This window comes from Lysinibacillus sp. FSL W8-0992 (assembly GCF_038008685.1).
Lineage (GTDB): Bacteria > Bacillota > Bacilli > Bacillales_A > Planococcaceae > Lysinibacillus.
This window is the reverse complement of the sequence record NZ_JBBOZQ010000001.1, coordinates 1,797,227-1,819,703: the sequence shown is the minus strand read 5'-3', so window position 1 is coordinate 1,819,703 and position 22,477 is coordinate 1,797,227. Positions and strand designations below refer to the sequence as shown.

36 protein-coding genes are annotated in these 22,477 nt (G+C 35.5%); 5 read left to right on the top strand and 31 right to left on the bottom strand.

The features are described 5' to 3' along the window. Positions 1–33: 33 nt before the first annotated feature. The gene (locus NSQ74_RS08920) at positions 34–408 is read right to left on the bottom strand and encodes a HesB/IscA family protein (RefSeq protein WP_340822822.1); all 375 of its coding nucleotides are present in this window, start codon (positions 406–408) and stop codon (positions 34–36) included. Positions 409–591: 183 nt separating this feature from the next. On the opposite strand from NSQ74_RS08920, the gene NSQ74_RS08915 reads away from it, so the two are divergent. Then, positions 592–1,284: a DUF2225 domain-containing protein gene (locus NSQ74_RS08915; RefSeq protein WP_340822821.1), complete on the top strand. Its 693-nt coding sequence runs from the start codon at positions 592–594 to the stop codon at positions 1,282–1,284. A gap of 52 nt (positions 1,285–1,336) precedes the next feature. Here the strand turns inward: NSQ74_RS08915 and NSQ74_RS08910 are convergent, their stop codons facing one another. Beyond that, on the bottom strand, positions 1,337–1,573 hold the full coding sequence (locus NSQ74_RS08910) for a NifU family protein (protein WP_340822819.1): 237 nt from the start codon (positions 1,571–1,573) through the stop codon (positions 1,337–1,339). Positions 1,574–1,657: 84 nt separating this feature from the next. Here NSQ74_RS08910 and NSQ74_RS08905 point away from each other — a divergent pair, with 84 nt between their 5' ends. After that, complete coding sequence (locus NSQ74_RS08905) at positions 1,658–1,993, top strand: YuzD family protein (RefSeq protein WP_340822818.1); 336 nt, start codon at positions 1,658–1,660, stop codon at positions 1,991–1,993. Between the two features lie 87 nt (positions 1,994–2,080). Here the strand turns inward: NSQ74_RS08905 and NSQ74_RS08900 are convergent, their stop codons facing one another. Next, positions 2,081–3,148, bottom strand: a complete 1,068-nt coding sequence (locus NSQ74_RS08900) for an NAD(P)/FAD-dependent oxidoreductase (RefSeq protein WP_340822817.1) — start codon at positions 3,146–3,148, stop codon at positions 2,081–2,083. Positions 3,149–3,552: 404 nt separating this feature from the next. Between NSQ74_RS08900 and NSQ74_RS08895 the strand changes: the two genes are divergently transcribed. Continuing rightward, on the top strand, positions 3,553–3,789 hold the full coding sequence (locus NSQ74_RS08895) for a YuzB family protein (RefSeq protein WP_337980526.1): 237 nt from the start codon (positions 3,553–3,555) through the stop codon (positions 3,787–3,789). A gap of 127 nt (positions 3,790–3,916) precedes the next feature. Here the strand turns inward: NSQ74_RS08895 and NSQ74_RS08890 are convergent, their stop codons facing one another. Together NSQ74_RS08890 and NSQ74_RS08885 are read right to left on the bottom strand one after the other, a co-directional pair. Continuing rightward, the gene (locus NSQ74_RS08890) at positions 3,917–4,669 is read right to left on the bottom strand and encodes a TIGR01457 family HAD-type hydrolase (RefSeq protein WP_340822815.1); all 753 of its coding nucleotides are present in this window, start codon (positions 4,667–4,669) and stop codon (positions 3,917–3,919) included. Beyond that, a complete protein-coding gene (locus NSQ74_RS08885; RefSeq protein ID WP_340822813.1) occupies positions 4,666–5,118 on the bottom strand; it encodes a DUF86 domain-containing protein in 453 nt (150 codons plus the stop codon). Before NSQ74_RS08885 ends, NSQ74_RS08890 begins: the two co-directional genes overlap by 4 nt. A gap of 88 nt (positions 5,119–5,206) precedes the next feature. On the opposite strand from NSQ74_RS08885, the gene NSQ74_RS08880 reads away from it, so the two are divergent. Continuing rightward, complete coding sequence (locus NSQ74_RS08880; RefSeq protein ID WP_340822812.1) at positions 5,207–5,473, top strand: DUF3055 domain-containing protein; 267 nt, start codon at positions 5,207–5,209, stop codon at positions 5,471–5,473. A 182-nt stretch (positions 5,474–5,655) separates the two neighbouring features. On the opposite strand, the gene NSQ74_RS08875 is transcribed toward NSQ74_RS08880, so the two are convergent. From NSQ74_RS08875 to NSQ74_RS08830, 10 genes are all read right to left on the bottom strand, one after another. Then, entirely contained in the window at positions 5,656–5,850 is a 195-nt protein-coding gene (locus NSQ74_RS08875) for a hypothetical protein (RefSeq protein ID WP_445669056.1), read from the bottom strand. A 48-nt stretch (positions 5,851–5,898) separates the two neighbouring features. Beyond that, positions 5,899–6,426 (bottom strand): D-glycero-alpha-D-manno-heptose-1,7-bisphosphate 7-phosphatase, encoded by a 528-nt coding sequence (locus NSQ74_RS08870; protein ID WP_340826436.1) that lies wholly within the window; start codon positions 6,424–6,426, stop codon positions 5,899–5,901. A gap of 370 nt (positions 6,427–6,796) precedes the next feature. Beyond that, the gene (locus NSQ74_RS08865; RefSeq protein ID WP_340822809.1) at positions 6,797–7,609 is read right to left on the bottom strand and encodes an undecaprenyl-diphosphate phosphatase; all 813 of its coding nucleotides are present in this window, start codon (positions 7,607–7,609) and stop codon (positions 6,797–6,799) included. Between the two features lie 154 nt (positions 7,610–7,763). Continuing rightward, positions 7,764–8,117 (bottom strand): YutD family protein, encoded by a 354-nt coding sequence (locus NSQ74_RS08860; protein WP_340822808.1) that lies wholly within the window; start codon positions 8,115–8,117, stop codon positions 7,764–7,766. A 33-nt stretch (positions 8,118–8,150) separates the two neighbouring features. Next, positions 8,151–9,074, bottom strand: coding sequence for a lipoyl synthase (gene lipA / locus NSQ74_RS08855; protein WP_340822807.1), 924 nt, complete (start codon positions 9,072–9,074; stop codon positions 8,151–8,153). Positions 9,075–9,190: 116 nt separating this feature from the next. Beyond that, the gene (yunB, locus tag NSQ74_RS08850; RefSeq protein WP_340822805.1) at positions 9,191–9,961 is read right to left on the bottom strand and encodes a sporulation protein YunB; all 771 of its coding nucleotides are present in this window, start codon (positions 9,959–9,961) and stop codon (positions 9,191–9,193) included. A gap of 44 nt (positions 9,962–10,005) precedes the next feature. Further along, positions 10,006–11,115 (bottom strand): HD-GYP domain-containing protein, encoded by a 1,110-nt coding sequence (locus NSQ74_RS08845; protein WP_340822803.1) that lies wholly within the window; start codon positions 11,113–11,115, stop codon positions 10,006–10,008. Between the two features lie 37 nt (positions 11,116–11,152). Then, positions 11,153–12,520 carry a bifunctional metallophosphatase/5'-nucleotidase gene (locus tag NSQ74_RS08840; protein WP_340822802.1) on the bottom strand — a complete coding sequence of 456 codons (1,368 nt, stop codon included), beginning with the start codon at positions 12,518–12,520 and terminating at the stop codon, positions 11,153–11,155. Positions 12,521–12,536: 16 nt separating this feature from the next. Continuing rightward, positions 12,537–13,358: a sulfite exporter TauE/SafE family protein gene (locus NSQ74_RS08835; protein WP_340822801.1), complete on the bottom strand. Its 822-nt coding sequence runs from the start codon at positions 13,356–13,358 to the stop codon at positions 12,537–12,539. Beyond that, positions 13,358–14,215: a DUF72 domain-containing protein gene (locus NSQ74_RS08830; RefSeq protein ID WP_340822798.1), complete on the bottom strand. Its 858-nt coding sequence runs from the start codon at positions 14,213–14,215 to the stop codon at positions 13,358–13,360. The genes NSQ74_RS08835 and NSQ74_RS08830 overlap by 1 nt, the downstream gene beginning before the upstream one ends. 359 nt (positions 14,216–14,574) lie before the next feature. Here NSQ74_RS08830 and NSQ74_RS08825 point away from each other — a divergent pair, with 359 nt between their 5' ends. Further along, a complete protein-coding gene (locus tag NSQ74_RS08825; RefSeq protein ID WP_340822797.1) occupies positions 14,575–15,195 on the top strand; it encodes a hypothetical protein in 621 nt (206 codons plus the stop codon). Between the two features lie 17 nt (positions 15,196–15,212). On the opposite strand, the gene NSQ74_RS08820 is transcribed toward NSQ74_RS08825, so the two are convergent. From NSQ74_RS08820 to NSQ74_RS08750, 16 genes are all read right to left on the bottom strand, one after another. Next, positions 15,213–15,569, bottom strand: coding sequence for an aconitate hydratase (locus NSQ74_RS08820; protein ID WP_340822796.1), 357 nt, complete (start codon positions 15,567–15,569; stop codon positions 15,213–15,215). Next, the gene (locus NSQ74_RS08815; RefSeq protein WP_340822795.1) at positions 15,562–15,900 is read right to left on the bottom strand and encodes a YolD-like family protein; all 339 of its coding nucleotides are present in this window, start codon (positions 15,898–15,900) and stop codon (positions 15,562–15,564) included. The genes NSQ74_RS08820 and NSQ74_RS08815 overlap by 8 nt, the downstream gene beginning before the upstream one ends. Before the next feature lie 18 nt (positions 15,901–15,918). Next, positions 15,919–16,191, bottom strand: a complete 273-nt coding sequence (locus NSQ74_RS08810) for a YolD-like family protein (RefSeq protein ID WP_340822793.1) — start codon at positions 16,189–16,191, stop codon at positions 15,919–15,921. 114 nt (positions 16,192–16,305) lie between these two features. Then, a complete protein-coding gene (locus tag NSQ74_RS08805; RefSeq protein WP_340822792.1) occupies positions 16,306–16,989 on the bottom strand; it encodes a peptidoglycan recognition protein family protein in 684 nt (227 codons plus the stop codon). Beyond that, positions 16,989–17,255 carry a holin gene (locus tag NSQ74_RS08800; RefSeq protein ID WP_205444757.1) on the bottom strand — a complete coding sequence of 89 codons (267 nt, stop codon included), beginning with the start codon at positions 17,253–17,255 and terminating at the stop codon, positions 16,989–16,991. Before NSQ74_RS08800 ends, NSQ74_RS08805 begins: the two co-directional genes overlap by 1 nt. Continuing rightward, a complete protein-coding gene (locus tag NSQ74_RS08795; RefSeq protein WP_340822789.1) occupies positions 17,255–17,554 on the bottom strand; it encodes a hypothetical protein in 300 nt (99 codons plus the stop codon). The genes NSQ74_RS08800 and NSQ74_RS08795 overlap by 1 nt, the downstream gene beginning before the upstream one ends. Positions 17,555–17,680: 126 nt before the next feature. Further along, the gene (locus NSQ74_RS08790; protein ID WP_340822788.1) at positions 17,681–18,196 is read right to left on the bottom strand and encodes a nucleoside-diphosphate sugar epimerase; all 516 of its coding nucleotides are present in this window, start codon (positions 18,194–18,196) and stop codon (positions 17,681–17,683) included. 198 nt (positions 18,197–18,394) lie between these two features. Continuing rightward, positions 18,395–18,652 carry a hemoblobin-interacting domain-containing protein gene (locus NSQ74_RS23415; RefSeq protein WP_445669074.1) on the bottom strand — a complete coding sequence of 86 codons (258 nt, stop codon included), beginning with the start codon at positions 18,650–18,652 and terminating at the stop codon, positions 18,395–18,397. Between the two features lie 255 nt (positions 18,653–18,907). Then, on the bottom strand, positions 18,908–19,072 hold the full coding sequence (locus NSQ74_RS08785) for a hypothetical protein (protein WP_173477985.1): 165 nt from the start codon (positions 19,070–19,072) through the stop codon (positions 18,908–18,910). A gap of 11 nt (positions 19,073–19,083) precedes the next feature. Next, positions 19,084–19,350 carry a hypothetical protein gene (locus NSQ74_RS08780; RefSeq protein ID WP_340822786.1) on the bottom strand — a complete coding sequence of 89 codons (267 nt, stop codon included), beginning with the start codon at positions 19,348–19,350 and terminating at the stop codon, positions 19,084–19,086. A gap of 12 nt (positions 19,351–19,362) precedes the next feature. Then, positions 19,363–19,779, bottom strand: coding sequence for a hypothetical protein (locus tag NSQ74_RS08775; RefSeq protein ID WP_340822785.1), 417 nt, complete (start codon positions 19,777–19,779; stop codon positions 19,363–19,365). Beyond that, positions 19,780–20,085, bottom strand: a complete 306-nt coding sequence (locus NSQ74_RS08770) for a hypothetical protein (protein ID WP_340822784.1) — start codon at positions 20,083–20,085, stop codon at positions 19,780–19,782. It abuts the gene before it with no gap. Then, positions 20,085–20,630 carry a putative phage tail protein gene (locus NSQ74_RS08765; RefSeq protein WP_340822782.1) on the bottom strand — a complete coding sequence of 182 codons (546 nt, stop codon included), beginning with the start codon at positions 20,628–20,630 and terminating at the stop codon, positions 20,085–20,087. The genes NSQ74_RS08770 and NSQ74_RS08765 overlap by 1 nt, the downstream gene beginning before the upstream one ends. Then, a complete protein-coding gene (locus NSQ74_RS08760; RefSeq protein ID WP_340822780.1) occupies positions 20,623–21,714 on the bottom strand; it encodes a baseplate J/gp47 family protein in 1,092 nt (363 codons plus the stop codon). The genes NSQ74_RS08765 and NSQ74_RS08760 overlap by 8 nt, the downstream gene beginning before the upstream one ends. Continuing rightward, positions 21,714–22,118 (bottom strand): DUF2634 domain-containing protein, encoded by a 405-nt coding sequence (locus NSQ74_RS08755; RefSeq protein WP_340822779.1) that lies wholly within the window; start codon positions 22,116–22,118, stop codon positions 21,714–21,716. The genes NSQ74_RS08760 and NSQ74_RS08755 overlap by 1 nt, the downstream gene beginning before the upstream one ends. Further along, positions 22,118–22,477: a DUF2577 domain-containing protein gene (locus tag NSQ74_RS08750; protein ID WP_340826434.1), complete on the bottom strand. Its 360-nt coding sequence runs from the start codon at positions 22,475–22,477 to the stop codon at positions 22,118–22,120. The genes NSQ74_RS08755 and NSQ74_RS08750 overlap by 1 nt, the downstream gene beginning before the upstream one ends.

Genomic DNA, 22,477 nt, shown 5'->3' with positions numbered 1-22,477 from the left:
CTCAATCCTACTTCAACAATTGACAACTATTTATTAATCACAAACCTCAGGCGTACCTTCACGTTTTGCAGCTTTAAAGCTTGTGCCACAGCCACAAGATGCGATTGCATTTGGGTTATCGATGGTGAAGCCACCGCCCATAAGCGATTGTTTGTAGTCAATTTTTGTTCCCATTAAAATAGGCGCATCTTCGCGGGAAACAAGAATCGTTAAACCATGTTGTACATCTTCAAAATCGTCTTCTTTTTTCTCTTTATCAAAATGCATTCCATACGATAGACCACTACATCCGCCACCATTAACAGCTACGCGTAAAAAAGCACCTTGCTCCTCATTATGCTCCATCATTTCATTAATATGAAAAACTGCTGCCTCAGTCACTTCTATTACTTGTTTTAAACTTGTCATCCCAATCACCTTCCTTCTTACTTATCATATCAATTTTGACTATTGTATGACAAACATTCAGCTTCAAGTAGATTATTAGCAAAAATTCCCGATTTTTTCACTTAATTAGTATTTTTTATTCATGTACAAAACATATGAATTGGTATAATAGTTTTAATTACATCTATGAAAGAGGTATCAATTATGGAGATTTCACCATATTACGAAAAGAAAGTACAATGTCTTAATTGTAAAAAAGAATTTCCTACATTAAAAGTACGCTCTAAATTCATAAAAGTAGATCATACCGAAACTGATTTTCATCCGATTTATGCGGACGATGTTAATGCTCTTTACTACAACGTATTCGTTTGCGAGCATTGTGGCTTCTCCTTTACTGAAGACTTTTCAAAATATTTTGCGCCTGGCGTACAGGATATTATTCAGACACAAATTACAGAAAAATGGGTACATCATGATTTCAAAGGCGAACGTACTATATTCCAAGCGATTCAAGCTTATAAATTAGCCTTTTTATGCGGTACTATCAAAAAGGAAAAATTCGTTGCTACAGCTGGCCTTACTTTACGTCTTGCATGGCTATATCGTGCATTAAAAAATGAAGGACAAGAGCAACGATTTATGAAAATGTCACGTGATCTTTATATGGAATCTTATTCAAATGAAGATTATAGCTCAACTCAAATGTCAGATGTTCGCATAATGTATATGATTGCCGAATTATCTCGTCGTATCGGTGATATTGAAAATGCGACACGCTTCTTTTCTAAAGTTATTGAGAAACAAAGCAATGGTGGAGAAGCAAAAATTATCGATATGGCGAAGGAACAATGGACTCTTATTCGCGAAGAAAAAGAAAAAGCTCGACATGTGTAAATAAAAAAGTTCTAGCCTGAATTATTCAGCTAGAACTTTTTATACAAAATGATTAGAAAACTTGCTCTACTTCAATGATACCTGGTACTTCTTCTAATAAAGCACGTTCGATACCTGCTTTTAGTGTAATCGTAGAACTAGGGCAACTACCGCATGCACCTAATAAACGTAATTTTACAACACCATCTTCTACGTCTACTAATTCACAGTCTCCACCGTCACGTAGTAAGAATGGGCGTAATTTATCTAATACTTCTTGAACTTGGTCGTTAATCATTGCTTCTGCCATTTGTCTCGACTCCTTTCCTTATAATGATTATAATGTTAGCAACAGAAAAAATCCAATATAGAATCACGGAGGAGAATAAATACTATGGGTCAATCAAAACCAACTATTGAAATTTACGGAACAGCTGTGATTTGTGCTAGCTGTGTCAATGCACCTTCTTCAAAAGATACATATGAATGGCTACAAGCTGCCATTGATCGAAAATATCCAAACCAAGCCTATGATATTCGCTATGTCGATATTGAAGGTCCAATTGAGAATGATCGTGACCAAGATTATGCTACACGTATTCAAGAAGATGAATTTTTCTATCCACTTGTCCTAATCAATGATGAAGTAGTAGGAGAAGGTTATGTCCAATTAAAACCTGTCTTCACTGCACTTGAAAGCCTTGGCTTTACACCAGACGAAACCGTGTAAAGAAAATAGGAAAGGGATTGTTCAGAAGTTCTTTGAGCAATCCCTTTTTTATTATATATGAATGCTCAACGACAAAAGAGCAACTTATTAATCGTTTTGATATTTATACATCCACAGTAATCCAGATTTCATTAAACGTGCAATACGACCTGTAACAGTTGTATCAGCTAGGTATGCAAAGCCTTGTTTTTTGCCTAATGAACCCATGAAACCTTTTAATTTAATATCTGGCATTTTTTCTGGTAAATGCTCACCTTTCCAACGCATGCGCAATACTTTGACGATATGCTCTGCCTGTTCTTCCGCTAATTGTGCACTTGGAGAAAAGTCTGAAGATGCACAATCACCTACAACATATACATGCTCATCATCTAAAACATTAAAGTATTGTGTAACAATTGGACGACCTTGGCGATCCTTTTCAACATCCATATCGCGTACGATTTTAACAGGCTGTACCCCTGCAGTCCAAACTATTGCATCTAACGGAATTTCTTCTTCATGATTAAATATTTTACCAGGTTCTACTTTAGTAATATTAGAGTTTGCTATTACATCTACATTATGTTTCGTAAACCAAGCTTTTACATATTTACTAAGCTTCTCAGGGAAGTCTTTTAAAATACGTGAACCGCGGTCAAATAATTTTACTTTTAAATCAGCACGGCTTTCACGTAGTTCACTCGCTAACTCAATACCACTTAAACCAGCTCCCACAATGCCGACAGTTGAGCCTGCTGGTAAGCCACATAACGCTTGGAATGTTGCACGTGATTTTGCCATCGTCTGAATGCTGTAAGTGTACTCTTCTGCACCTGGTACACCATGATATTTATCTTCACAGCCTAGACCAATTACTAAATCATCATATTCAATACGTTGCCCATCTTCTAGAATGACTACTTTTTCTGCACGGTTAATGTCAACGGCCTCACCATATACAGCCGTTAAACGCTCGTGCTCTGGGAAGCTTACACGAATTTCTTTATCTGTCGATGTCCCTGCTGCTAATGCATAAAATTCTGTTTTTAAACTATGGAAAGGTGCTCTATCTACTAAAACGATTTCCGTGTCTAACGGTAAGTTGTTCGGTAAAAGTCGAAGCATGACACGCATATTGCCGTAGCCGCCACCTAAAAGTACTAATTTCCCCATAATAGTCTCCTTTAATGTATCTAATAATAATTGTTCACAAAGTATCCACAAATGAGTATAACCGATTGTGAGAAGTTTCACAATATCATAATGCATTTTTTGTGAAAGATTTCACAATATCGATTACTTCTTTGCGTTTTTTAACAACAATTCATACAAGAACGATTACAGCTCGAGCTTATTGTATCTAGTTTTTTAGGTAACATGCTCGAAAAGTACCGCTTTAAATTTGTGACATTCTCCGTAACTCTTAACATGCTTCATTCCAATAATGACGCCTACGGAATCAAGTGCATAGTTTAGCATTTCTCCCCACTTGAAAACGTGTTGGCTTTTGTTGAATTAAGTTAAAACATTGACGAACGTTTCAAAAGCTAGTAGCATAGCAATGGTGAGGTGAACATATGAATCCAATGGTTGAATTTTGTGTAAGTAATTTAGCAAATGGCTCACAGAAAACTTATGAAATACTCGAACGCGATCCAAATATCGACGTTTTGGAATATGGCTGCCTCAGCTACTGTACGAAGTGTTCTGAATCCTTTTATGCGATTGTAAATGGTGATTTAGTTGAAGCTGCTTCTCCTGATGAGCTCACAAAAGCTATATATCAATTTATCGAAGAAAATCCATTATGGTAATATAATTGTTTATATAACAATCATGTTGAGTCCTATAAAATAAAGTTACACATATGAAAAGGATGTTATACCATTAATCGGTATAACATCCTTTGTTTTTTCATAAAGTCCAGCACAGCTAGTATTTTTAAACGAGCGTTTCTACTAAATAAGTAGGTTGCAATTCTTTTTCAAGCACGGCACTTGTTGGTGTTACGCCTGTGTTGACGTGAATAGTATCACAGCCGAAACGAATACCACACATAATGTCTGTATCGTAGTTATCACCAATCATCACCATCTCATCTTTTGTAAAACGATGCTCTATTGCGATGATGTCGAGCATTGCGGGTGATGGCTTACCGATGTATATCGGCTCGACGCCTGCAACATCCCCTACTAAGCGCGCAAATGACCCATTCCCAGGTAAAAATCCATATTCTGTTGGAAACTTAATATCTTGATTTGTTGCGATAAATATAGCACCATTTTGCACTGCAATCGTTGCCTTTGCTAATGCCATATAATCCAAAGTCCGATCTATTCCCATAACAAATACATCTGGCTCGTTGTCTACAGGTTCAATTCCTTCATTTTTTAACGCCAATCTAATACCATCTGAGCCCATCATCGCTACTTTCTTGCCTGAATAATTCAGAGCTACATACTTTGCCGTAACTAAAGCACTTGAATAAATATGATGAAGTGGTGCTTCTACTCCAATAGCTTTTAAAGATTCTTGTAATTGCTCTCTCGTTTTAGAAGAGTTGTTTGTCACGTAAAAGGGTTCAACCCCTTGTTGCTGTAATCTCTGTATAAAAGCAACCGCAGAAGGAATACCTTCCTTACCGCGGTAGACAGTGCCATCTAAATCAAAGCAATAAGCCTTATAAGTTTTCATTGATGATCCTCAGGTAAAAATGCTGATACGGGACCTAACTCATTTGTTAAGTAGCTATTCACAGCTGGTGCAAACTGCTTTAAAGCAGGTAAGCTTGCCGTTAAAACGTTCACAACTTCAGTAATATCTACAGATGTAAATTCACGAACAAGCATTTTACGTAAGCCTACAACAGCCTTTAACGATGCTTCGATGTCAGTTGATACAACTTTTTCATCGATTAAAATATCAATTATATCCTCATAGCTACCTGGATCACGCATAATAAAGCCGTCAATCATCAAGTTACCTACATCCATCATTGATTCCATCACGTTATGACCGATACGCTCGATTGCTAATTTCGTAATATCACTTTGAAGCCAGTTATCCTCTGCCTCAAAAATAGCTAATAGTTTATCTAAGTACTGTAAGTTTGTTGTGATTTTATTTCGATCTACAAAATACACAAGGAAAGCCCCCATTCAAATCATTTAAAGTTGATACTCTTTTCTCTTCTATAGTACCATATCTATAGGACTGGAAGGAGATTAAAAGATGGAACGTTTTTTCTTATATGATGATGTAGAAGATACAAAAACACGCTTTGTAAGTTTCGCAGGGCAAAAACTTCGTTACGATTTAGCCATTTTACAATCTGGACGCTTCTTTGGAAAGGTGCTTGTAATGGATATCCAATTTGGCCGTTTCGCCATTATAGGACCAGACGATATAGAAGAACCTGGCTACCTTGAGCATGTGTACAACCGTTCTGAAGAGGACACAGTGGAATTGCGTGAATACTTACGTGAATTACTTAATTGACACCCGTTTAAAGATTTAAATACAAAAAAAATTCCGCTAATCTATTTCTTCGGGGCATTCCGTAAGTTGTACAATCTGACATTAACAGCCCCGCTGGAATAGAGCGAAATTTTTTTTGTCAAAATCTTATCGACTAACGGATTTTGCTAATTGAATTACCATCTGGGACAATCCATACAACCTTATTGATTTAAGGTTGATGGGTTGTCTTTATTATGTGGTTTGTCTTTATTTTCGTTATCATTTTGTTTTTTTGCTTGTTTGTTTTGCCCAATAACACCTAAATCATCAACACTAATATCAAATCCATATCCGTATTCTTCACGGTCTAATTGTTTTTTCTTTTGTTTATCGTTCGCCAAAATTTTCACCTCCAATTTATAAATTATCCTTTTTTATGTGATTTATACTTAATACATTATGAGCTAAAATTGTGCATCTTCTATTATCCAGTCTACTGCACTTATTAAATTAGGGAATATTGCATCAGCTAGTGGATCATGTTTACCTAAAAAAACGCCCTTTGTACCAGCTCGTTTCCCTGCTATTATGTCTGTATCTGTATCCCCCACCATATAGGACTTAGATAAATCAACATCGTATGTTTCAGCAAGATCAACAATTAACTTGCTATTCGGCTTACGACAGTCACAACCAGCTTTTGGTTTATGAGGACAATACACTACTTCATGAATAATAGCGCCTTGTTTCTTTAATTCACTCGCCATATGAACGTGTATTTTTTTAAGTTGACTTTCCTTCATAAAACCTAATCCCACACCCCCTTGATTCGTTACAACAAAAACATAATCAAAAAACTTATTCAAATTTTTTATCGCTTCCGGTACGCCGGGTAAGAAAAACAGTTGCTGCGGTTTATTTACAAATTTAACCCTTTTGGTCAACACTTCGTTAATAACGCCATCCCTGTCCAAAAATACTGCTCTTTTTATATAAATCACACCTTTATTAATAATCAATTACGCCTTCGTTAGAAGATATTGTTTCCCATTGTGAGTAAAGCTATGAACACAGACTTTGACTGAAGTTAATTTCTTCATTTTACAAATAATTAACGTAAGAACAAATAGAAAAAGTGCTAGACTGACTGCAATCGATCTAACACCTTCCTAGGGACATCATTACTAAATCTAATTGCAATAATACTAACAAATGCGAAAGAAAATAAAGCTTTCACCATCTTTTTCATGGAAAAAATCTCCCTTCGTATTTTTTTCGATTCTATATTATCACAAACTATTAATTCTGTAAATTCTGAATATTAATAGTTCTAAATTATTTAATTTATATAAAAATTAACAATCACATATATAACATAAAGACTAAGATAATAGCCAATATGATTCGGTAAATTGCAAATGGGGTTAATTTAATACGGGAAATAATTTTTAAAAAGAAGCGAATGGATATAAGAGAAAAAGCAAACGAGCTAATAAAACCCGCAGTGTAAAACCCTAAATAATCAAAGGATAAGTATTCCCAATTTTTAACGATTGATACACTACTTGCGCCTATCATAATTGGTACAGCCATGATAAAGGTAAAATCAGCTGCTACTTTATGATTGATTCCAAGTAAAACGCCACCTGAAATCGTCGCTCCTGAACGTGAAAATCCAGGCCAAAGTGATAAACATTGTATAATTCCAATCATAAATGCTTGTTTATAAGTAATTTGATCCAAAGAGACAACTTTCGATTTTTCAGGACCAAATTTATCAGCAAAAATCATAAGAACTGCACCAATAATTAGAGCCACTATGACCGTCTCTATTTTAAATAATTTGTCAATAAAATCCTTAAAAGTTAAACCCAATACAGTTGCAGGTAATAAAGCAATTACAACATGGAACAAGTTTAAATGAGACGTTATATTTTTATTAAACCCTAACAGACTTAAAATACGTTTCCAAAAAACAAGAAAAACAGCTAAAATTGAGCCTAATTGAATTACAATTTTAAATGTAATTGCAGCTTTATCTCCTAAAAGTATATTTGTTTGTAGCCACATGTCATCTACAATAATTAAGTGACCAGTTGATGAAACAGGTGCAAACTCTGTCATTCCTTCAATAAAACCTAAGATAATCGCTTTAATTAGATCAAAAAGTTCCATAGATGTTCCTCTCCTTCTTCAAAAATTATTACAATGGTAGTTATTTCATTATACATAATAATAATTGCACTCTAAATTAGATGAATGTCTTAAATATTTCATAACACCTATAAATAAAAAAACCTGATGCAAACTTCACATCAGGTCATTATAGCTATTCTGCTATTTGTTCATTGTCATTTGGTTTTGTCACTTCGGTTGCTTCATTTACTACAACGTCGGGCTGTAAAATAACTTTACCGCCTTTACGTAAAACAAAATATGCACAGCCAAAATTACAATACTCATATAAGTAATCTTGAAGCGTACTAATTTTCGTATCAAAGGTAGATTTTTGATTTTTATCATCAAAAAAACCTTTTAGACGTAGCTGATTATAGCCCCAGTCGCCTACAATATAATCATATTTGACTAAAATATCTGAGTACCGCTCTTTAAAGGCTTCTTCCTGAAAAGCTTCACGGTAATCTTCAACAATTTCATATTCATATCCTTCTATAATTATCAAAGTGACACCACCTTTCTCGTCAATCTTTTCACATTATACTTCAGCTTGTAGTTGTCGCTCCTTCGTTGCAGCATTCACTTGCTCATCGGCATGATAACTACTGCGTACGAGTGGTCCTGCTTCACAATGCTTGAAGCCTTTTTCCATTGCAATTTTGCGAAGTTTGCCAAATTCAATAGGTGAATAATATTTTTTTACAGATAAATGTTTTTTTGTTGGTTGCAAATATTGACCAATTGTCATAATATCCACGTTATTTGCACGTAAATCGTCCATTACTTCTAAAATTTCTTCATGCGTTTCTCCTAAGCCAATCATTAATGATGACTTTGTTGGAATGTCTGGTTGCATCTCTTTTGCTAAACGAAGAAAATCTAATGAACGTTCATATTTCGCACGTGCACGTACTCTTGGTGTCAAACGGCGTACTGTTTCAATATTATGATTTAAAATATCTGGTTTAGAGTCCATTAAAAGTTGAAGATTTTCCTTCAGACCACCAAGGTCAGAAGGTAATACTTCTACAGACGTGAAAGGACTTTTACGGCGAATAGCGCGCACTGTTTCAGCTAATACTTCTGCACCGCCATCCTTTAAATCATCACGTGCTACCATTGTTATAACAACGTGCTTTAAATTCATAATGGCTACTGAGTCTGCAACACGTTCTGGTTCTGCAAGATCTAACTCATTTGGTAAACCGGTTTTTACTGCGCAGAAACGACAAGCACGTGTACAAACTGATCCTAAAATCATCATTGTTGCAGTACGACGCTCACCCCAGCATTCATGAATATTTGGACAGCGAGCTTCTTCACATACTGTATGAAGATTTTTTTCACGCATAAGCTTTTTAAGACCTTTATATTCATCGTTCGTGTTTAGTTTAATTTTAAGCCAATCAGGTTTTCTTACATGTTCTTCTTTTTCATGGCTAGTAGGTTTACAGGATGTCATACAAATTCGCCCCTATCAAAGTTATCTTTTGTTGAATATTATCTACCATCACTGTTGTCAATGTATCATATTACACGAACGGCAACAACTAACATTTACTCTCAATTTAAACTTTTCTATTGGTACGGAACTGGGACTTCTATGGATGGTTGTACTGCATCTCCACCATTTGTATAAATGTTTGGTACTGGTCCTCTCGTTAATCCCATCGCTACCGGAATGTCCTGAGATACTGTCGTTGATTTACTAGCAAATGGAACTATTATTTGGACATTAACTTCTATATGAATACCTACTTCTACATAGGCACTATTAATGCCAAATTCCCTTATATCTGATGTAACATTACTATGCACATTACCAATTACATGAAAACGAATTGGTATTTTCGGCCCCAAATTACCGAGTAAAGGAAGATCAGCCGCCTGTGCAAGTGGGACGAAAAAGACAATTCCATCGCCTTCTTGAATTTTATTCATATCATATTCGACATTATCTAAATCAGGTAAATGGGCTAATTCTCCATGCTCTGCTTGCTCTAAATACATTTTTACAAGTTCAAGTGTTTCTGCACGTACTCTATTGATAATTTCAGTATTAAATTTTGTCGTTACAGAGGTGCCAGATGGTACATCTTCGATTATATCATTAACGTCTAATACGTTAGAAGTACGTGAGTTAATGGCTTTACTGACAACATACGACGCTATTTTATTCGTCTGCACTTCGGCATATTCCAAATATGTGGGTTTAAGACGTTCATTTAAAAAATACAGAAAAAATACTATACAAATGATACTCGCAACAATTAATAAGGTTAAACGATTGAGCTGCATTCCTCTTTTATGATTCGTTCGCAATTTCATCCTTTTTCGAGGGAAAAACAAAAAAATCTCCTCCTGTTCTACAACTTATGAACAGGAGGAGCAAATTATACGACTCTCGATGGTACTACATAATCGGTTTCAATACTATCAATTGTTACAGTTGGATAGTCCACTAAATTAATTTCGTATGTCGCTGTGAGTAATTCATTTTGTTCTTCAAAAATTCGAATCCACGGCAAGGAAGAATCCAAATTATTTTGTTTAGAAACAATTCCTCGACGACCGTCTGATAATTTTAAAATCAGTCCATTCGGATAATGTACAACTGATTTTTTCAATGCATTGACAATACGCGCATCATAAAGTGTACCTGAGCCAGCTTCTACAATGGCTAGCCCTTGTGAAGGAAGCATCTTTTCACGATATACCCGATTTGTAGTCACCGCATCGAATACATCAGCTACACCAATAATTTTAGCAAATGGATGGATTTCAAAATCAACTAAACCACGTGGATAGCCACTTCCATCAATGCGTTCATGATGTTGAAAAGCACAATGTGCAACCAGTAAGGAAATGGAATGTAAATTACGTAATAAATCAAAACCAAAACGCGTGTGCATTTTCATCATTTCAAATTCCTCATGCGTTAAGCGACCTGGTTTTTTGAGTATCTCTTTCGGCACCATAAGCTTTCCAACATCATGCAATAAGGCACCAATACCAATTAAACGAAGATCTTCGGCTGAATGTCCCAATTCTTTTGCAATAGCAATCGAATATAAGGTAACATGAAAAGAATGCTGATATAAGTATTCATCGAATAAATAAGCATCTGTTAAAACCGTTAAAATTTCATTATTACCTGTAACAGCTGAGAGTAGTTCATCGACAATCGTAACAATCGCTTTCGATTGCTGATCAAGTATATAAGAGGCATTAACCGTACTTAAACCATTTATTGATTGAAAAGAATCTTTTATGGTCGAAATGGTTTTGTTTCGGACATCAGTAGGAACCGTTTCCTTCACTTCAATGCCTTCAGAAAGTTTGTCGTCTATATATAAATAATGAGTATTCAACTGTTGAAGTCTTTCAATAATACGTTCATTAATGACAACGTCTTTCTTTAAAAGTGGATGACCTGCCTCATTCCAAATGGTTCTTCCTAATACCATACCTTCTTTTAATACATCGATTGAAATTAATCGCATGACTTCTTCCCCAATCCATTCTTAAAGCTTTGTTTATCTATCGCTTAAAGAAACTTTGCCCATAATCTAACATAATGTTTCGTAAAAAATCAGGTAAAATATATTTTTTCTTTGCATATTTAAAGCTTGGATAAAAATAACCGAACGTAAACAAATCAAGTGTCACTAATTTATAAGTACGATCATTATCTGCCATCTTACCATTTATGAGCAATTGACGATCCTCATTCATAGCAAAGCCATATGTCAGCATCTTACCAAAAATAACGCCCCTAAAACCTAACCCTTTAAGTTCCATATTGGGCCATTCTTCATTTTTCGATTGCTGAAAAATTTCTTTCATTTCCGAAACTGACAATTCAATTGTACATAAATTAATAGGATGTGGAAAAATTTTATGCAAATCAAGCGCTGTTACCGTTCCTTTTGGAAGGCCGTCTAAAAAAATCCCTGCATTAAATAACGCACAGTCCGCACCACTTTTTTCTAATATTGCTTGCGCAAATAGATGTGATAATTGTGAGTAGTGGAACCATTCTTTATTGTACGTCTTTTTGGTTGAAAATACAGGCTTGTCTAATAAGCTTTTACCTTCTTCTTCTAAAGATAGCAGAAACTCTTTTTCATTTTCAACAATTGGCAAGTCCTTATTATGAATTAAAGTATCCTTTTTTTCAACAATTTCCCTCGTTTTTTTATCGTATTCTAGTACGAGGTGTCCCGTATATTGACCAAATTTTCCTCCACCTGTGAGCAAGACACCGTTGATAAACTTACCATTTGGCAACGTATGATGGGTATGTGAACCAAAAATGACATCGATTCCTGGACATTCCTCCGCTAATAGCTCATCTTCAGTAATTCCTAAATGTGACAGACAAACAACAATATCAACTTCTTTCCGAAGTTGATGAGTTAAACGAATAAGTGAGCTTCGAGCATCATCTATTTGCCAGTTCAATTCCTTATAATAGATTTCGAACATTGCTGTCGCAGCAATAACTGCAATTTTTGTATCGTATTTCGTTGTTAATATAACGTAAGGCTTCAACCACGTTGGATTTACCCCATTAAATGCATTAACATTCCCCACTACGACTTCAAATAGCGCGTCATCGTATAAATGAAAGAGCTCTTCATGCGACAATGTAATGCCCTCATTATTGCCTATTGTGACAACATCATAACCGGCGTTGTTTAATAATTGGACATTGCCCTTGCCAATTGTGGCATCTGTATAAATATTCGACCTATCTAAATGATCCCCAACATCAACTAAAAAGCTCGTTTCACCTAAAGCCTCATACTGAGCACGTTGCGTAGTCACATAGTTTTGCATTCGTGGCCAATACTTAAAATGACTATGCAAATCATTTGTGTGAAAAATATGAATTTTTTCCAGCATTCAAGCCACCTCTTCTTTACAATAAGCCCTCTATAATGGAACGAATTCCTAATAATAATAAAATAATTCGTAGTGCTAGGACAAGTGTATCGGATTTAATTTTTTTATTAAGTGCTGCCCCTAATTTAGCCCCGATATAAGCTCCAGGAATAACAGGAATCGTATAAAGCCACGGTACATGTCCTAAATAAATATGACTCGCAGAGTTCACAATCGAAGTTAGGAATACCATATACATCGAAGTTGCCACTGCAACATGTGGTGGAAATAAAAACAAAATAATCATTGCAGGCACGATCATTGAGCCGCCACCAATTCCAAATAATCCTGAGGCAAAGCCAACTGCAAAGCAAAATAATAACGCAAACCAAATTGGATATCCGTAGACATACGTTTTTCCTGCTTCATCGATAAACTGATGTTGTGTACCATTTTTCACAAACCATTGTACAGGTTTCAATTTATCGCGTACAAGTAAAATTATCGATATAACAATTAATAATATCCCAAAATATAAGTTAAATGAGGGTAAATCCAAACCTTTATTTACCCATGCACCTAATATCGTCCCTGGAACACTACCTAAAAAGAATATAAACCCGCTTTTGTAATCCACTGTTTTGGATTTCATATAGCTTAAAGTGGACGCTAGCCCAGTGAAGATCATCATTACAACCGATAACCCTACCACTTTTTGCGGTGTAATATCTGGGAGCATCCCGAGGTTTAATCCTACAAATAAAGTTGCAGGTACTAAAATAATTCCTCCACCGAGCCCTACAAGCGAACCAATGAGCCCCGAGGCTAGTGCAATCACTACTAAAACAATAAACTCCATTATACTTCTCCTTCAAACATATTTAATTGTTTTGGTGCTAGGCCAACATCTCGAATAGCTAGCATCTCTTGAAGCTCCTTCGCATTTTTTGCAGCATGTTGACCAGAATTATTATTAAATAAAACAAATAACTCTTGCACATTAGGCTCTATGCTTTGGAGATGCTTTCCGAGTTGTTGTAGTTCTTCTTTATTGTAATCATATAAAAAACGAACTTTGCGCCAGTTTTCTGAATTGCCCGTATTACGCCAGCCATGAATATTGCGTCCATGAATACGGACGAGTGCTTTATTTGCCGTTACTTCAGGATAAAATGGGACAGAACCAATACCTGCTTGCGGTTCATCACAAATTGTATGAATAAATTGATGTTCCTTTAAAAAATCCATTGTTTGCTTAACAACCTTCTCTGCATACCATGTCTGATTCCGAAACTCGATTGCCACATCGAACTCTTTTAATTGTTGCCTAATATACAATAAGTATTGTACATTTTTTGACTGACAATCAAACCATGGCGGAAATTGTGCCAATATTATTGCTAACTTCCCGTGACGTTTAAATTCATTAGCACATTCGATAAAAGCATTGAACATATCGTTTTTGGATTCAAATGGAATTTCCCCTCGCAAATGTCCGGTCATTCCTTGGTAAGCCTTTATTACAAAACGAAATGAATCTGGTGTTAGCTCACACCATTTTCGAACATTATCCACTGACGGAATGGCATAAAAAGATGTATCTAATTCTACCGTTAAAAAATGACCTGCGTAATCGAATAATTTGTCCTTTGAGGCAGTCACTCCACTATATAACGAAGGATGATCGCCCCAACCTGTTAACCCAACTCGAATCAAGTGACTCCCTCCTTATGTACATAATGATAGCACACACTTTCTAAGTGCAAATACTTACAAAAATAAAAAGCGACTAAAGCTAAAATAGCTCTAGTCGCATGTACATCAACAAAAAATCAGCCGATAGAACCTTCCATCTCAAACTTGATTAATCACACTATAAATAGGAAGAAACACAAAGCAACCGTAAGCTATAGGATAGCTTTTCTTATACTTTACTATAAATATTTTTAAATAGCTCAAAATAGATTCGTGGGTATTTTGTGGGTAACCCACATATATATCACACCATACTGACAACCCCTACCATTATTGATATAATTTATTGGTACTAATATACAAAAAGGAGACTATACATAATGAAGAAACCCTTTTATAAAAAATGGTGGTTTATTTTAATTCTAGTAGTAATCGTAATTGGTGCTATTGGGAATGCAATTGATGGTGACGAAAAGGAATCTTCACAAAAAGAGGAAGCTCCAAAATCAGAAACTAAAAAAGAAACTTCTGCTGAAGCTGACAAAAAAGAAGAGAAAGTTACCGAGGTTACTATCGATATGGCGGCTGCAAATGATACAAACGTGCCACTTGAAGAACGTATTGCCAAAATAGCTACTGACTTATTTGGTACAAAGACGACTGATGGTAGTGATCGTAATATCACTGTTGAAAGTATGGGCGACATGTATTATTTAAAAATGATGATTGACGATGCAGTAACAAAGAAAAATACATTAGACTATGCACAACGTAATACAGTAAAATTACTTGAAGTTTTAAAAGATGTTGAAGATATGGGCAATATTAATATTAACTGGCAAGCAAACTTTAAAGATGCTTCAGGCAACAGCAGCATTGGTTCTGCTATGACTGCCTTATTTAAAAAGAGCGATATTGATAAGATTGATTTTGCTAATTTCAAGGCATCTAACTTAAAAGATGCTGCATCAAATTATGGTACACATAACGATTTCAAATAATAGAAGAAAGTCACTCATTATTTTTCAAATGAGTGACTTTTTAAATGTTCTATTAATAATTTTTCTACTTGTGTTTTTAGTGCTTGTTTAGCGTACCGCAATTCTACATTTTCTCCAGGAGTTTTCAAAACAATGTCACTAAAATATTCGTCTATATGAATCCACTTCACTACCTCGATTTTTTGTTTAGCAAGCATTCGTTTTTTATTGAAATAATCACTTCTTAAATCTTTCAATAGGTCATCAACTATTTTGATATATACCTCTGCCATTTTTAGATTTCCTAGTTTATCGTAATCATTCTGCAACGATTTTATGGCCATATCCATAATGATAAATTCATGTACATTTCTTCGCTCATCAGGCTTAATCATCAGTATCTACCAGTGACGCATTTTGTATCATATCAAAGGTAATATGCTTAATTGATAAATCGGTATCTAAAAGCAATTCCTTATTATAAATATTTGTCCCAGTAATCATTCCAATTTCATCATATAGTTTTTGGCTTTTCCAAAGTGTGAGCTTAATTAGCTTTTTCATTTTAAAAGCTCGCTGTATTGTTTGCTCTATCTCTTCTAGCTCCCATTCAGTCAACTCGCGCTTTTTTTCATAAAATTGCTCTTGTTTCCACTCCTTTAACCGAACTAAATGTTCAGGCAACATCAATGATGTCCATTTCATATTTCCACGATCATTAATCATCACAATCACTCTCCACTTTTATTCAACGTCAGATACTTTTAAAATGTCTAAAAAATGTATCTTATGGATGCCCATAAATCTGTCTTTAATGTGGATTAATTTAGTGTTTGCATCCATTTTTACGACTGTACCCTCTAACAGCTCATCATGTTTGTAAATTGTGTATGTATAAACTTTATTTCCTTGCATCGATTCTGTTAAGGTATACGCGATTTCTTCAAGATCGAATTCATCACGATCTAAATGTTTAGGTTCTTTCTTTTTTGCTGATGTTTTTGTTTTAGCAGCCATATTAACTCCCCTTACCAGAACGCTCGTTTGTTTCATTATAGAACATAAGTTCTCTTTTTGGCAATAAAAAAAATACCAGGCTCCCATAAAACTATGAGTACCTGGTATCGCTGTTTATAAAGTTCGTTTCACAACTGAAATTAACAATCCTAAAGCTTCACCATCAGTCATTGAACCCACTTTTTCGCTATGGTCTACCTTTAAGATTCCTTTTTGATAAGTCTGTTTTAACAATCCTTTTAAATCCTCTTTAGCTGTTGACGTTAGTGTGTTAGTCACTATTGGTTCCTCCTTTTGTTGGATAGTTGTTTTTGGTTTCATAGCCTCTTCGATTCGTTTTAAGAAGCTATTCCATCGGTTTTCGTTTAAAATTCGATGCGGACAATATTTTCCGTTCCAGTCTTGATGCTTTTTAACTCGTTCGATGCCCCATCCATATTGTTTTAGTAACGAGGCTATATACTGCACTGCATTTTCCTCAGCAGCAGCATAACGAGGTCCTCCACTTTTGCTGTAACAAATTTCAACACCAATGGATTTACGATTACCGTTACCTTGACCATCACCACAATGCCAGCCGTTGCGATTATATGGGATTGCTTGAATAACCTCTTTGTCATCAACTGCAATATGATAAGATACCTGGTTGTCGTTAGTTATCATGTACTTAACCTCATTGGCTGCCGAAGCGTCATTTGCCGTATTATGAACTGTAATATACTGAGGTGTCATTGTGTAAGGCGATTTTATTGAATACTTACTAGATGACAATAAGTTTTGTTTAAAAACGTAAGCCATTATTGCTCACCTTCTTTTTTAGCAGCCTTTAGTAAATCAAAAGTTCCCGAAGCTGTTAGACCAGCCACAAAGCCAGCCATCAACATGACGTATGCTGGATACTCTGATAACGGCCAACAAACTATGCCAATAAAAATACCAATCACAACGGATGTGATTGGCATGTATTGCGTATTAATTTTAAATGTCTTTTTCAGTACCTCCGAAACAGCTAATACGATAGCTACCATCACCATTGCAATCATAAAAATGTTTGTTAAATCCATTATTCATCATCCTTTTCAGTGTTTTTGTTTTTAAGTGAGTGTTTTTCAATACGGTCTACACGACCTTCTAATACGTTCAGCGATCGGTTCATACCTTCTAGTGCGATTGCTGTTCTTTCCTGGGATTCATTAGACCGTTCTAAGTGGTCCATTAATTTGTTTTCGCGTTCTTCTGCTCGGTTCATTAGATTATCATTTTTGCTAATTAAATAGCGAAATGCCCCAAACGCTATAATTAAACAAGCTATCGCCCATACCGCTTGGCTTGTAGCAATTTCATTTACTGCAGCTACATCCATTCCATCACCAATCCTTTGCCCTATTCAATTAAAATTAAAAAGCTATGAGAAGCATCGAGAACCAGTTACGTCACTGAATATCGATACCCTCATAGCTAAAAAACAATCTATATCCAAAAAAGTTTATTAACAATCTAAATTTTTTGTTATATAGTTTTCCACTTCATTTAACAATTTTTTAAACAATTTTTTATTAGATTTTGAACTTTTATCAAATATTAATCTCGCTTTTTTTAATGAAAAATCAACATGTACAACATGCGATCGTAAATTTGCTAACAATTGAGTGTTATTTTCAAATGTGAAATTCCCCTTAAGTTTTTCCTCTAAATCAAGAATCACATTTTTTTTAGAACTATTTTTATATTTATCCCCTGGTTTAACCACTTTATATATGTCTTTCAAGAGTTGTTCTACTAGAGCGTACAATTCGACAGTTAATGCGGCGTATTTTCTATCTTTGCGTTTTTCATACAGACTTTCTAATTCATAGTCTCCGATAAAACCCATTTCCTCAAGTTTTCTATTCTTTTTCTTATTGCCCTTTGATTTAATTTGCTCAAACTCTTCGTTTAATAGTTTTAAATCCTCTAAAGCATCTGTACTTAATTTTTTTATTAACTCTTTCTTTTTTTTATTCATTATTAAAACCGCCCTTTCCTCACCTTTAATTCGACAAAAGGAAAGGATTTCCTCTAAAATAAGACAAAAAAATAACGCTCAGCCTATACTTGCGTTTACTTTGTTACTGAACAATATGGGACAAATGTTTATCATTATAGTAAAAGCACCCTCAATAGAGAGTGCAATAAAACTAATTAATACTAAATTAACTCACCATTATAGGCCTGAAATAACCGTGACAATTGTATCTGGGTACCCTGTAGCTTTAATAGTTATTATCCAAGTTCCATCTTGAAGGAACCTACGATTTAGAAACTCAAGTTGTCCGTTGGTAAATTTTGCCTCATTTGTGTAATCAAAGACATTAGATCCATACATATTATGAGTAAACGTGAAGCTCGTAAATGCAGCTCTCCAAGCCAAATCATCATTAAAACTAAATACAAAAGGTGTAGACCTTACTACCTGGTGGATACTAGAACTAGAACCTATAGTTAATGGAACCGCGTTTACATTTACGTTGCTATTCTCGTCTTATACCTTCTCTATATATCGGTTTTATAACGAGCCTTCACCGGGCAGGCGGCTTTCACCGCACACGGCGATCCGTCAGCGATAGATTATTAAACTTATTTCCCCGCCGTTAATTATAAATCAATTTAAGTAAGTGCAATACTGACGAATGTTAATGGTCATGTTAATTATCTGGTTAAGACAATAAAAATAACGCTAAGCATCTGCTTGCGTTTTATGCTCATCCATTATAGTAATTAGTTCCACATACTGTTCTTGTGAAATTTTCTTCATCATCAAAAATAAACTTAAATCCGACTCTAACGATTCGTAAATATAGTTCCCTGAATTAATAACAATTTTGGCTGCTTTGTAAATCATGCTTATTCCTCCTATAATCCAATTTCTTTTTGTAGTAATAACATTTCAGTGTTTAATAACGTTTGTACCTGCATTTCTTCTAATGTTGGCTGAGGTTCGACAGGAATAGGCTCTGGAATGATAGGTGCCGTAAATTCGCCTGTTTCTCGATTGTACAAACTACCTAACGCAACCTCTTTATCTGCTATGAAAATCATATTATTGGCAGCTACTTCACCACTTAATTGACTTATACCAACTACAACATTTGTAGCATCTAATTGTGCGTATCTAAACATTTCCCCACCACCCTAATAAAATTCTATTACTTGCCAGTTTGCTATTACAGTAATAGTTGAGGTAGAACTCACGTTTTTTATAGTCAATGAGTTATTCGTTAAACCGATTTCAACGAAAATATTATCTGAGATGTTAATATCATACATACTTTTAGAGGCATTTATAGTACTTAACGCCACTGCATACACCTGTTGTTGACTAATTGGGGCACTATGGAACCTTCCGCGTTGAACTGATTTTACAACTCTACCATTTACTAAACTGCCAACGTTTGTATTGATATTATTTATATTTGTGTTCATTGTTGTAGTACGAGTATCTATTGTATCTACTTTCGTTTTAATAGCATCTACAACATTTTTAACTCCCTCAACCGCTGACTGAATTGCTAACTGTAATGTTTTTGTAGCTATTTTCAATACTTCCATCTACAAGACCTCCTCATAAATAAATTCCGGTTCTCCGCCCACTGTTCGGAATCCCCAACGGTATGTCTTTGGGCCGTCCATGTATTTGTGTGGCATAATATCTTCCGAATGTTCAGTAACTTTGTCGTCTACAGCAGTAATGGCTTGCGATAAAGTTGTTAAATCAATACCGCCTAAAGCATCAGAAAGAGCTTTTAATGCAGCATCGATTTTATCCATATTTGCATTCGGTACATCCACATTATAAAAATCATCTTCATGCGGTTTTTCTAAGTTGTATTTAGGTGTAAATGTTGGAGTCGTCATTACATCACGTCCTCTCTGATTTGTTTATGTGTAAATGCTTTTAGTTGAGCGTGCGTGTATTTTTTTAGTAAGGCATGTTGGTTGTATCGTAATTGGACGGTTAAAACCATGTTTTGAGGTGTAATACGTTCAAGCATGATTGCCACTGCATCAAACATACCTTTAACCGTCAACTCGATTTTCACGCTTAGTGTCTTTGCTGCCACATCACGTTGCAACTCATATTGCCCCTTGCCTAAAAGGCTATCAAGCAATTGTTTTAACACTCGATTAGTATAAGGTGCTTGCTCTTGGTAACGAGTTAAAATACGAAATCTACGTGTCTCAATGGAGTCAGATGCTGGAACACTCAATCTAAGCATTTTCTCGTATCTACTAGCACCTTTTCCATCGGCTGTTACGACAAATTGATTATTTAACGTGTTTTCTATTTCTTGCCACAATGCTTCTAATACTGGCTTTTCAACGTTTGCAATACCAACGATTTCTTTAATTTCATGCAGAACGGATGGTAAATAACTAATGATGTCTACTTCTCTAGCCATTTACAACACCTCGTTTTGGAATAGACTCAACATCTAATGCGATATTGGATTGACTGCCATTTAATTGCGTATTTGCTATATCAAGTACACCTGTTATACCTAGCAATCGGTACTCAATTTGTGATACACGCACAACCACTCCTGCATGATCTTCCTCATAACTATTAGCCATTGCCCATTCTTCTGCTAACTCTTTGAAATAATCATCGATTACCTTCTGTACTTGACTCTCAATGTCAGCCCATGCCCATCCTGCTTGATACGTGATATTCAATGTAATATTAATGACTGTTTCGCCTACACCAAACACAGTTACTATATGGTCAATCGGAGCTGTTCCTATGCCTTCTCCCTGATTCTCTAATGGATCAACAGCCTTTTGTACTTCTTCAATTAGTGTTGGTGTCGGTTTTTCGTATTGAGAGTTAATAATGACTAATTTAACCGTCCCTCCACCATTCCAAGCGCGATAAACGCGTACTCCACCGACACCTGGTAATTTCCCTATCTTTTCTTTGTAGTCGGCTCTATTGCCTCCAAATGCTGTTGATTCGAAGCTATTGAAGTAGCGTGTGCGGAATGTTTCGGTATCTTCTTCATCGTCACCTGGTATCAATACATCGGTTAACATCGCTGTCTCCAAATTGTTAATATAGTTAATCGGAATAAGTTGCCCCGAAAACAAATTACCGACGTTACCTGCTGTTTCACATCTCAATATGAATTGCCCCAGTGTAATACGTTCGATAACTTCATAATTCAAATCGTCCAAACTGAAACGACTGCCGATTGGTACATCAATATTAAATACGCCTTTTCGTTTTGCGTAAGTAGCTTCATACGGCTTTAACCCACGTTCTGCAGCACGTCGAATTAAGTAATCACGTGGTGCAGTATCAGCAAATACACTGTCGATAAAATTCTTCAATGTGAAAAGCATTTGAACTGTTTCAACACTATTTGCTGCAGTAGCGTTATACACTAATGAGGTTACTTCTCGCTTATCAAGAGAATCATCAATACCAGCCAGTTTACGAGCCATCAGTTCTTCAAATGTTGTGTCTAAATTGAATGATTCGGCCATTAGTATTCCACCTCTTTCTCAAGCGTTAACTCACCAAAAATAGTGTGCGCTGTGTAGGCTACATGTACTTTATTTTTCTTCGTTGTCACTACAAATGAATCCACCTCTTTAATGCGGTTATCTTGTAGCAAACACTCTCGTATACGTCGCGGTACTTCACTTGCTACATAAGAGGTAGGTTTGCCGAATAAATCTTTTGATTCAAACCCCGCATTCCATGTATAGATAATGTGATCGTAACGCTCAACAGAAAGCATTAAAAAAATCGCCTGTTTCATGGCTTCTAATTCATCAATAAAGCCAACACAGCGATTCTTGTCATGTATTAATTTATAGTTCTTAGATGGCTCAATGACTTCCTCAAAATCGAGTGTCAGACCATCGTTTTCAACCTGTGGAATCATTAAACCACCTCTTTATCGATAATTAAGTATTGTTGTCCACCATGTGCTCGTATCATGGTTACTTTGTCGCCATTAACTAAACCGTTATGAATTTTAAACTTTTTGCGTCCTTTGTATTCGTGTGTATGACTAGCAGGGCCATTGCCAACTTCTATTTCATGTTCAACTGTCATGTCTACCTCATAATCTATGACTGCACGAGTAAGCTTTAATTGCTCTTTTTTAAGGGTTATTTTTTGGTCAACATACACTTCTAATGGCTCTACACTAACAACAGTACCGTATACAATAGTACAAAGCTTTTGAGCGTTTAATACTCCTTTAATCATCTTTTGAATCTCAATTAAAATATCTTCCAT

What these genes read in the sequence shown, in the direction of transcription:
- NSQ74_RS08920 (WP_340822822.1), bottom strand. Translation starts at nt 408, where the DNA reads ATGACAAGTTTAAAACAAGTAATAGAAGTGACTGAGGCAGCAGTTTTT.
- NSQ74_RS08915 (WP_340822821.1), top strand. Translation starts at nt 592, where the DNA reads ATGGAGATTTCACCATATTACGAAAAGAAAGTACAATGTCTTAATTGT.
- NSQ74_RS08910 (WP_340822819.1), bottom strand. Translation starts at nt 1,573, where the DNA reads ATGGCAGAAGCAATGATTAACGACCAAGTTCAAGAAGTATTAGATAAA.
- NSQ74_RS08905 (WP_340822818.1), top strand. Translation starts at nt 1,658, where the DNA reads ATGGGTCAATCAAAACCAACTATTGAAATTTACGGAACAGCTGTGATT.
- NSQ74_RS08900 (WP_340822817.1), bottom strand. Translation starts at nt 3,148, where the DNA reads ATGGGGAAATTAGTACTTTTAGGTGGCGGCTACGGCAATATGCGTGTC.
- NSQ74_RS08895 (WP_337980526.1), top strand. Translation starts at nt 3,553, where the DNA reads ATGAATCCAATGGTTGAATTTTGTGTAAGTAATTTAGCAAATGGCTCA.
- NSQ74_RS08890 (WP_340822815.1), bottom strand. Translation starts at nt 4,669, where the DNA reads ATGAAAACTTATAAGGCTTATTGCTTTGATTTAGATGGCACTGTCTAC.
- NSQ74_RS08880 (WP_340822812.1), top strand. Translation starts at nt 5,207, where the DNA reads ATGGAACGTTTTTTCTTATATGATGATGTAGAAGATACAAAAACACGC.
- NSQ74_RS08865 (WP_340822809.1), bottom strand. Translation starts at nt 7,609, where the DNA reads ATGGAACTTTTTGATCTAATTAAAGCGATTATCTTAGGTTTTATTGAA.
- lipA (WP_340822807.1), bottom strand. Translation starts at nt 9,074, where the DNA reads ATGACATCCTGTAAACCTACTAGCCATGAAAAAGAAGAACATGTAAGA.
- NSQ74_RS08845 (WP_340822803.1), bottom strand. Translation starts at nt 11,115, where the DNA reads ATGCGATTAATTTCAATCGATGTATTAAAAGAAGGTATGGTATTAGGA.
- NSQ74_RS08840 (WP_340822802.1), bottom strand. Translation starts at nt 12,520, where the DNA reads ATGCTGGAAAAAATTCATATTTTTCACACAAATGATTTGCATAGTCAT.
- NSQ74_RS08835 (WP_340822801.1), bottom strand. Translation starts at nt 13,358, where the DNA reads ATGGAGTTTATTGTTTTAGTAGTGATTGCACTAGCCTCGGGGCTCATT.
- NSQ74_RS08825 (WP_340822797.1), top strand. Translation starts at nt 14,575, where the DNA reads ATGAAGAAACCCTTTTATAAAAAATGGTGGTTTATTTTAATTCTAGTA.
- NSQ74_RS08820 (WP_340822796.1), bottom strand. Translation starts at nt 15,569, where the DNA reads ATGATTAAGCCTGATGAGCGAAGAAATGTACATGAATTTATCATTATG.
- NSQ74_RS08815 (WP_340822795.1), bottom strand. Translation starts at nt 15,900, where the DNA reads ATGATTAATGATCGTGGAAATATGAAATGGACATCATTGATGTTGCCT.
- NSQ74_RS08810 (WP_340822793.1), bottom strand. Translation starts at nt 16,191, where the DNA reads ATGGCTGCTAAAACAAAAACATCAGCAAAAAAGAAAGAACCTAAACAT.
- NSQ74_RS08805 (WP_340822792.1), bottom strand. Translation starts at nt 16,989, where the DNA reads ATGGCTTACGTTTTTAAACAAAACTTATTGTCATCTAGTAAGTATTCA.
- NSQ74_RS08800 (WP_205444757.1), bottom strand. Translation starts at nt 17,255, where the DNA reads ATGGATTTAACAAACATTTTTATGATTGCAATGGTGATGGTAGCTATC.
- NSQ74_RS08795 (WP_340822789.1), bottom strand. Translation starts at nt 17,554, where the DNA reads ATGGATGTAGCTGCAGTAAATGAAATTGCTACAAGCCAAGCGGTATGG.
- NSQ74_RS08790 (WP_340822788.1), bottom strand. Translation starts at nt 18,196, where the DNA reads ATGAATAAAAAAAAGAAAGAGTTAATAAAAAAATTAAGTACAGATGCT.
- NSQ74_RS08785 (WP_173477985.1), bottom strand. Translation starts at nt 19,072, where the DNA reads ATGATTTACAAAGCAGCCAAAATTGTTATTAATTCAGGGAACTATATT.
- NSQ74_RS08780 (WP_340822786.1), bottom strand. Translation starts at nt 19,350, where the DNA reads ATGTTTAGATACGCACAATTAGATGCTACAAATGTTGTAGTTGGTATA.
- NSQ74_RS08775 (WP_340822785.1), bottom strand. Translation starts at nt 19,779, where the DNA reads ATGGAAGTATTGAAAATAGCTACAAAAACATTACAGTTAGCAATTCAG.
- NSQ74_RS08770 (WP_340822784.1), bottom strand. Translation starts at nt 20,085, where the DNA reads ATGACGACTCCAACATTTACACCTAAATACAACTTAGAAAAACCGCAT.
- NSQ74_RS08765 (WP_340822782.1), bottom strand. Translation starts at nt 20,630, where the DNA reads ATGGCTAGAGAAGTAGACATCATTAGTTATTTACCATCCGTTCTGCAT.
- NSQ74_RS08760 (WP_340822780.1), bottom strand. Translation starts at nt 21,714, where the DNA reads ATGGCCGAATCATTCAATTTAGACACAACATTTGAAGAACTGATGGCT.
- NSQ74_RS08755 (WP_340822779.1), bottom strand. Translation starts at nt 22,118, where the DNA reads ATGATTCCACAGGTTGAAAACGATGGTCTGACACTCGATTTTGAGGAA.
- NSQ74_RS08750 (WP_340826434.1), bottom strand. Translation starts at nt 22,477, where the DNA reads ATGGAAGATATTTTAATTGAGATTCAAAAGATGATTAAAGGAGTATTA.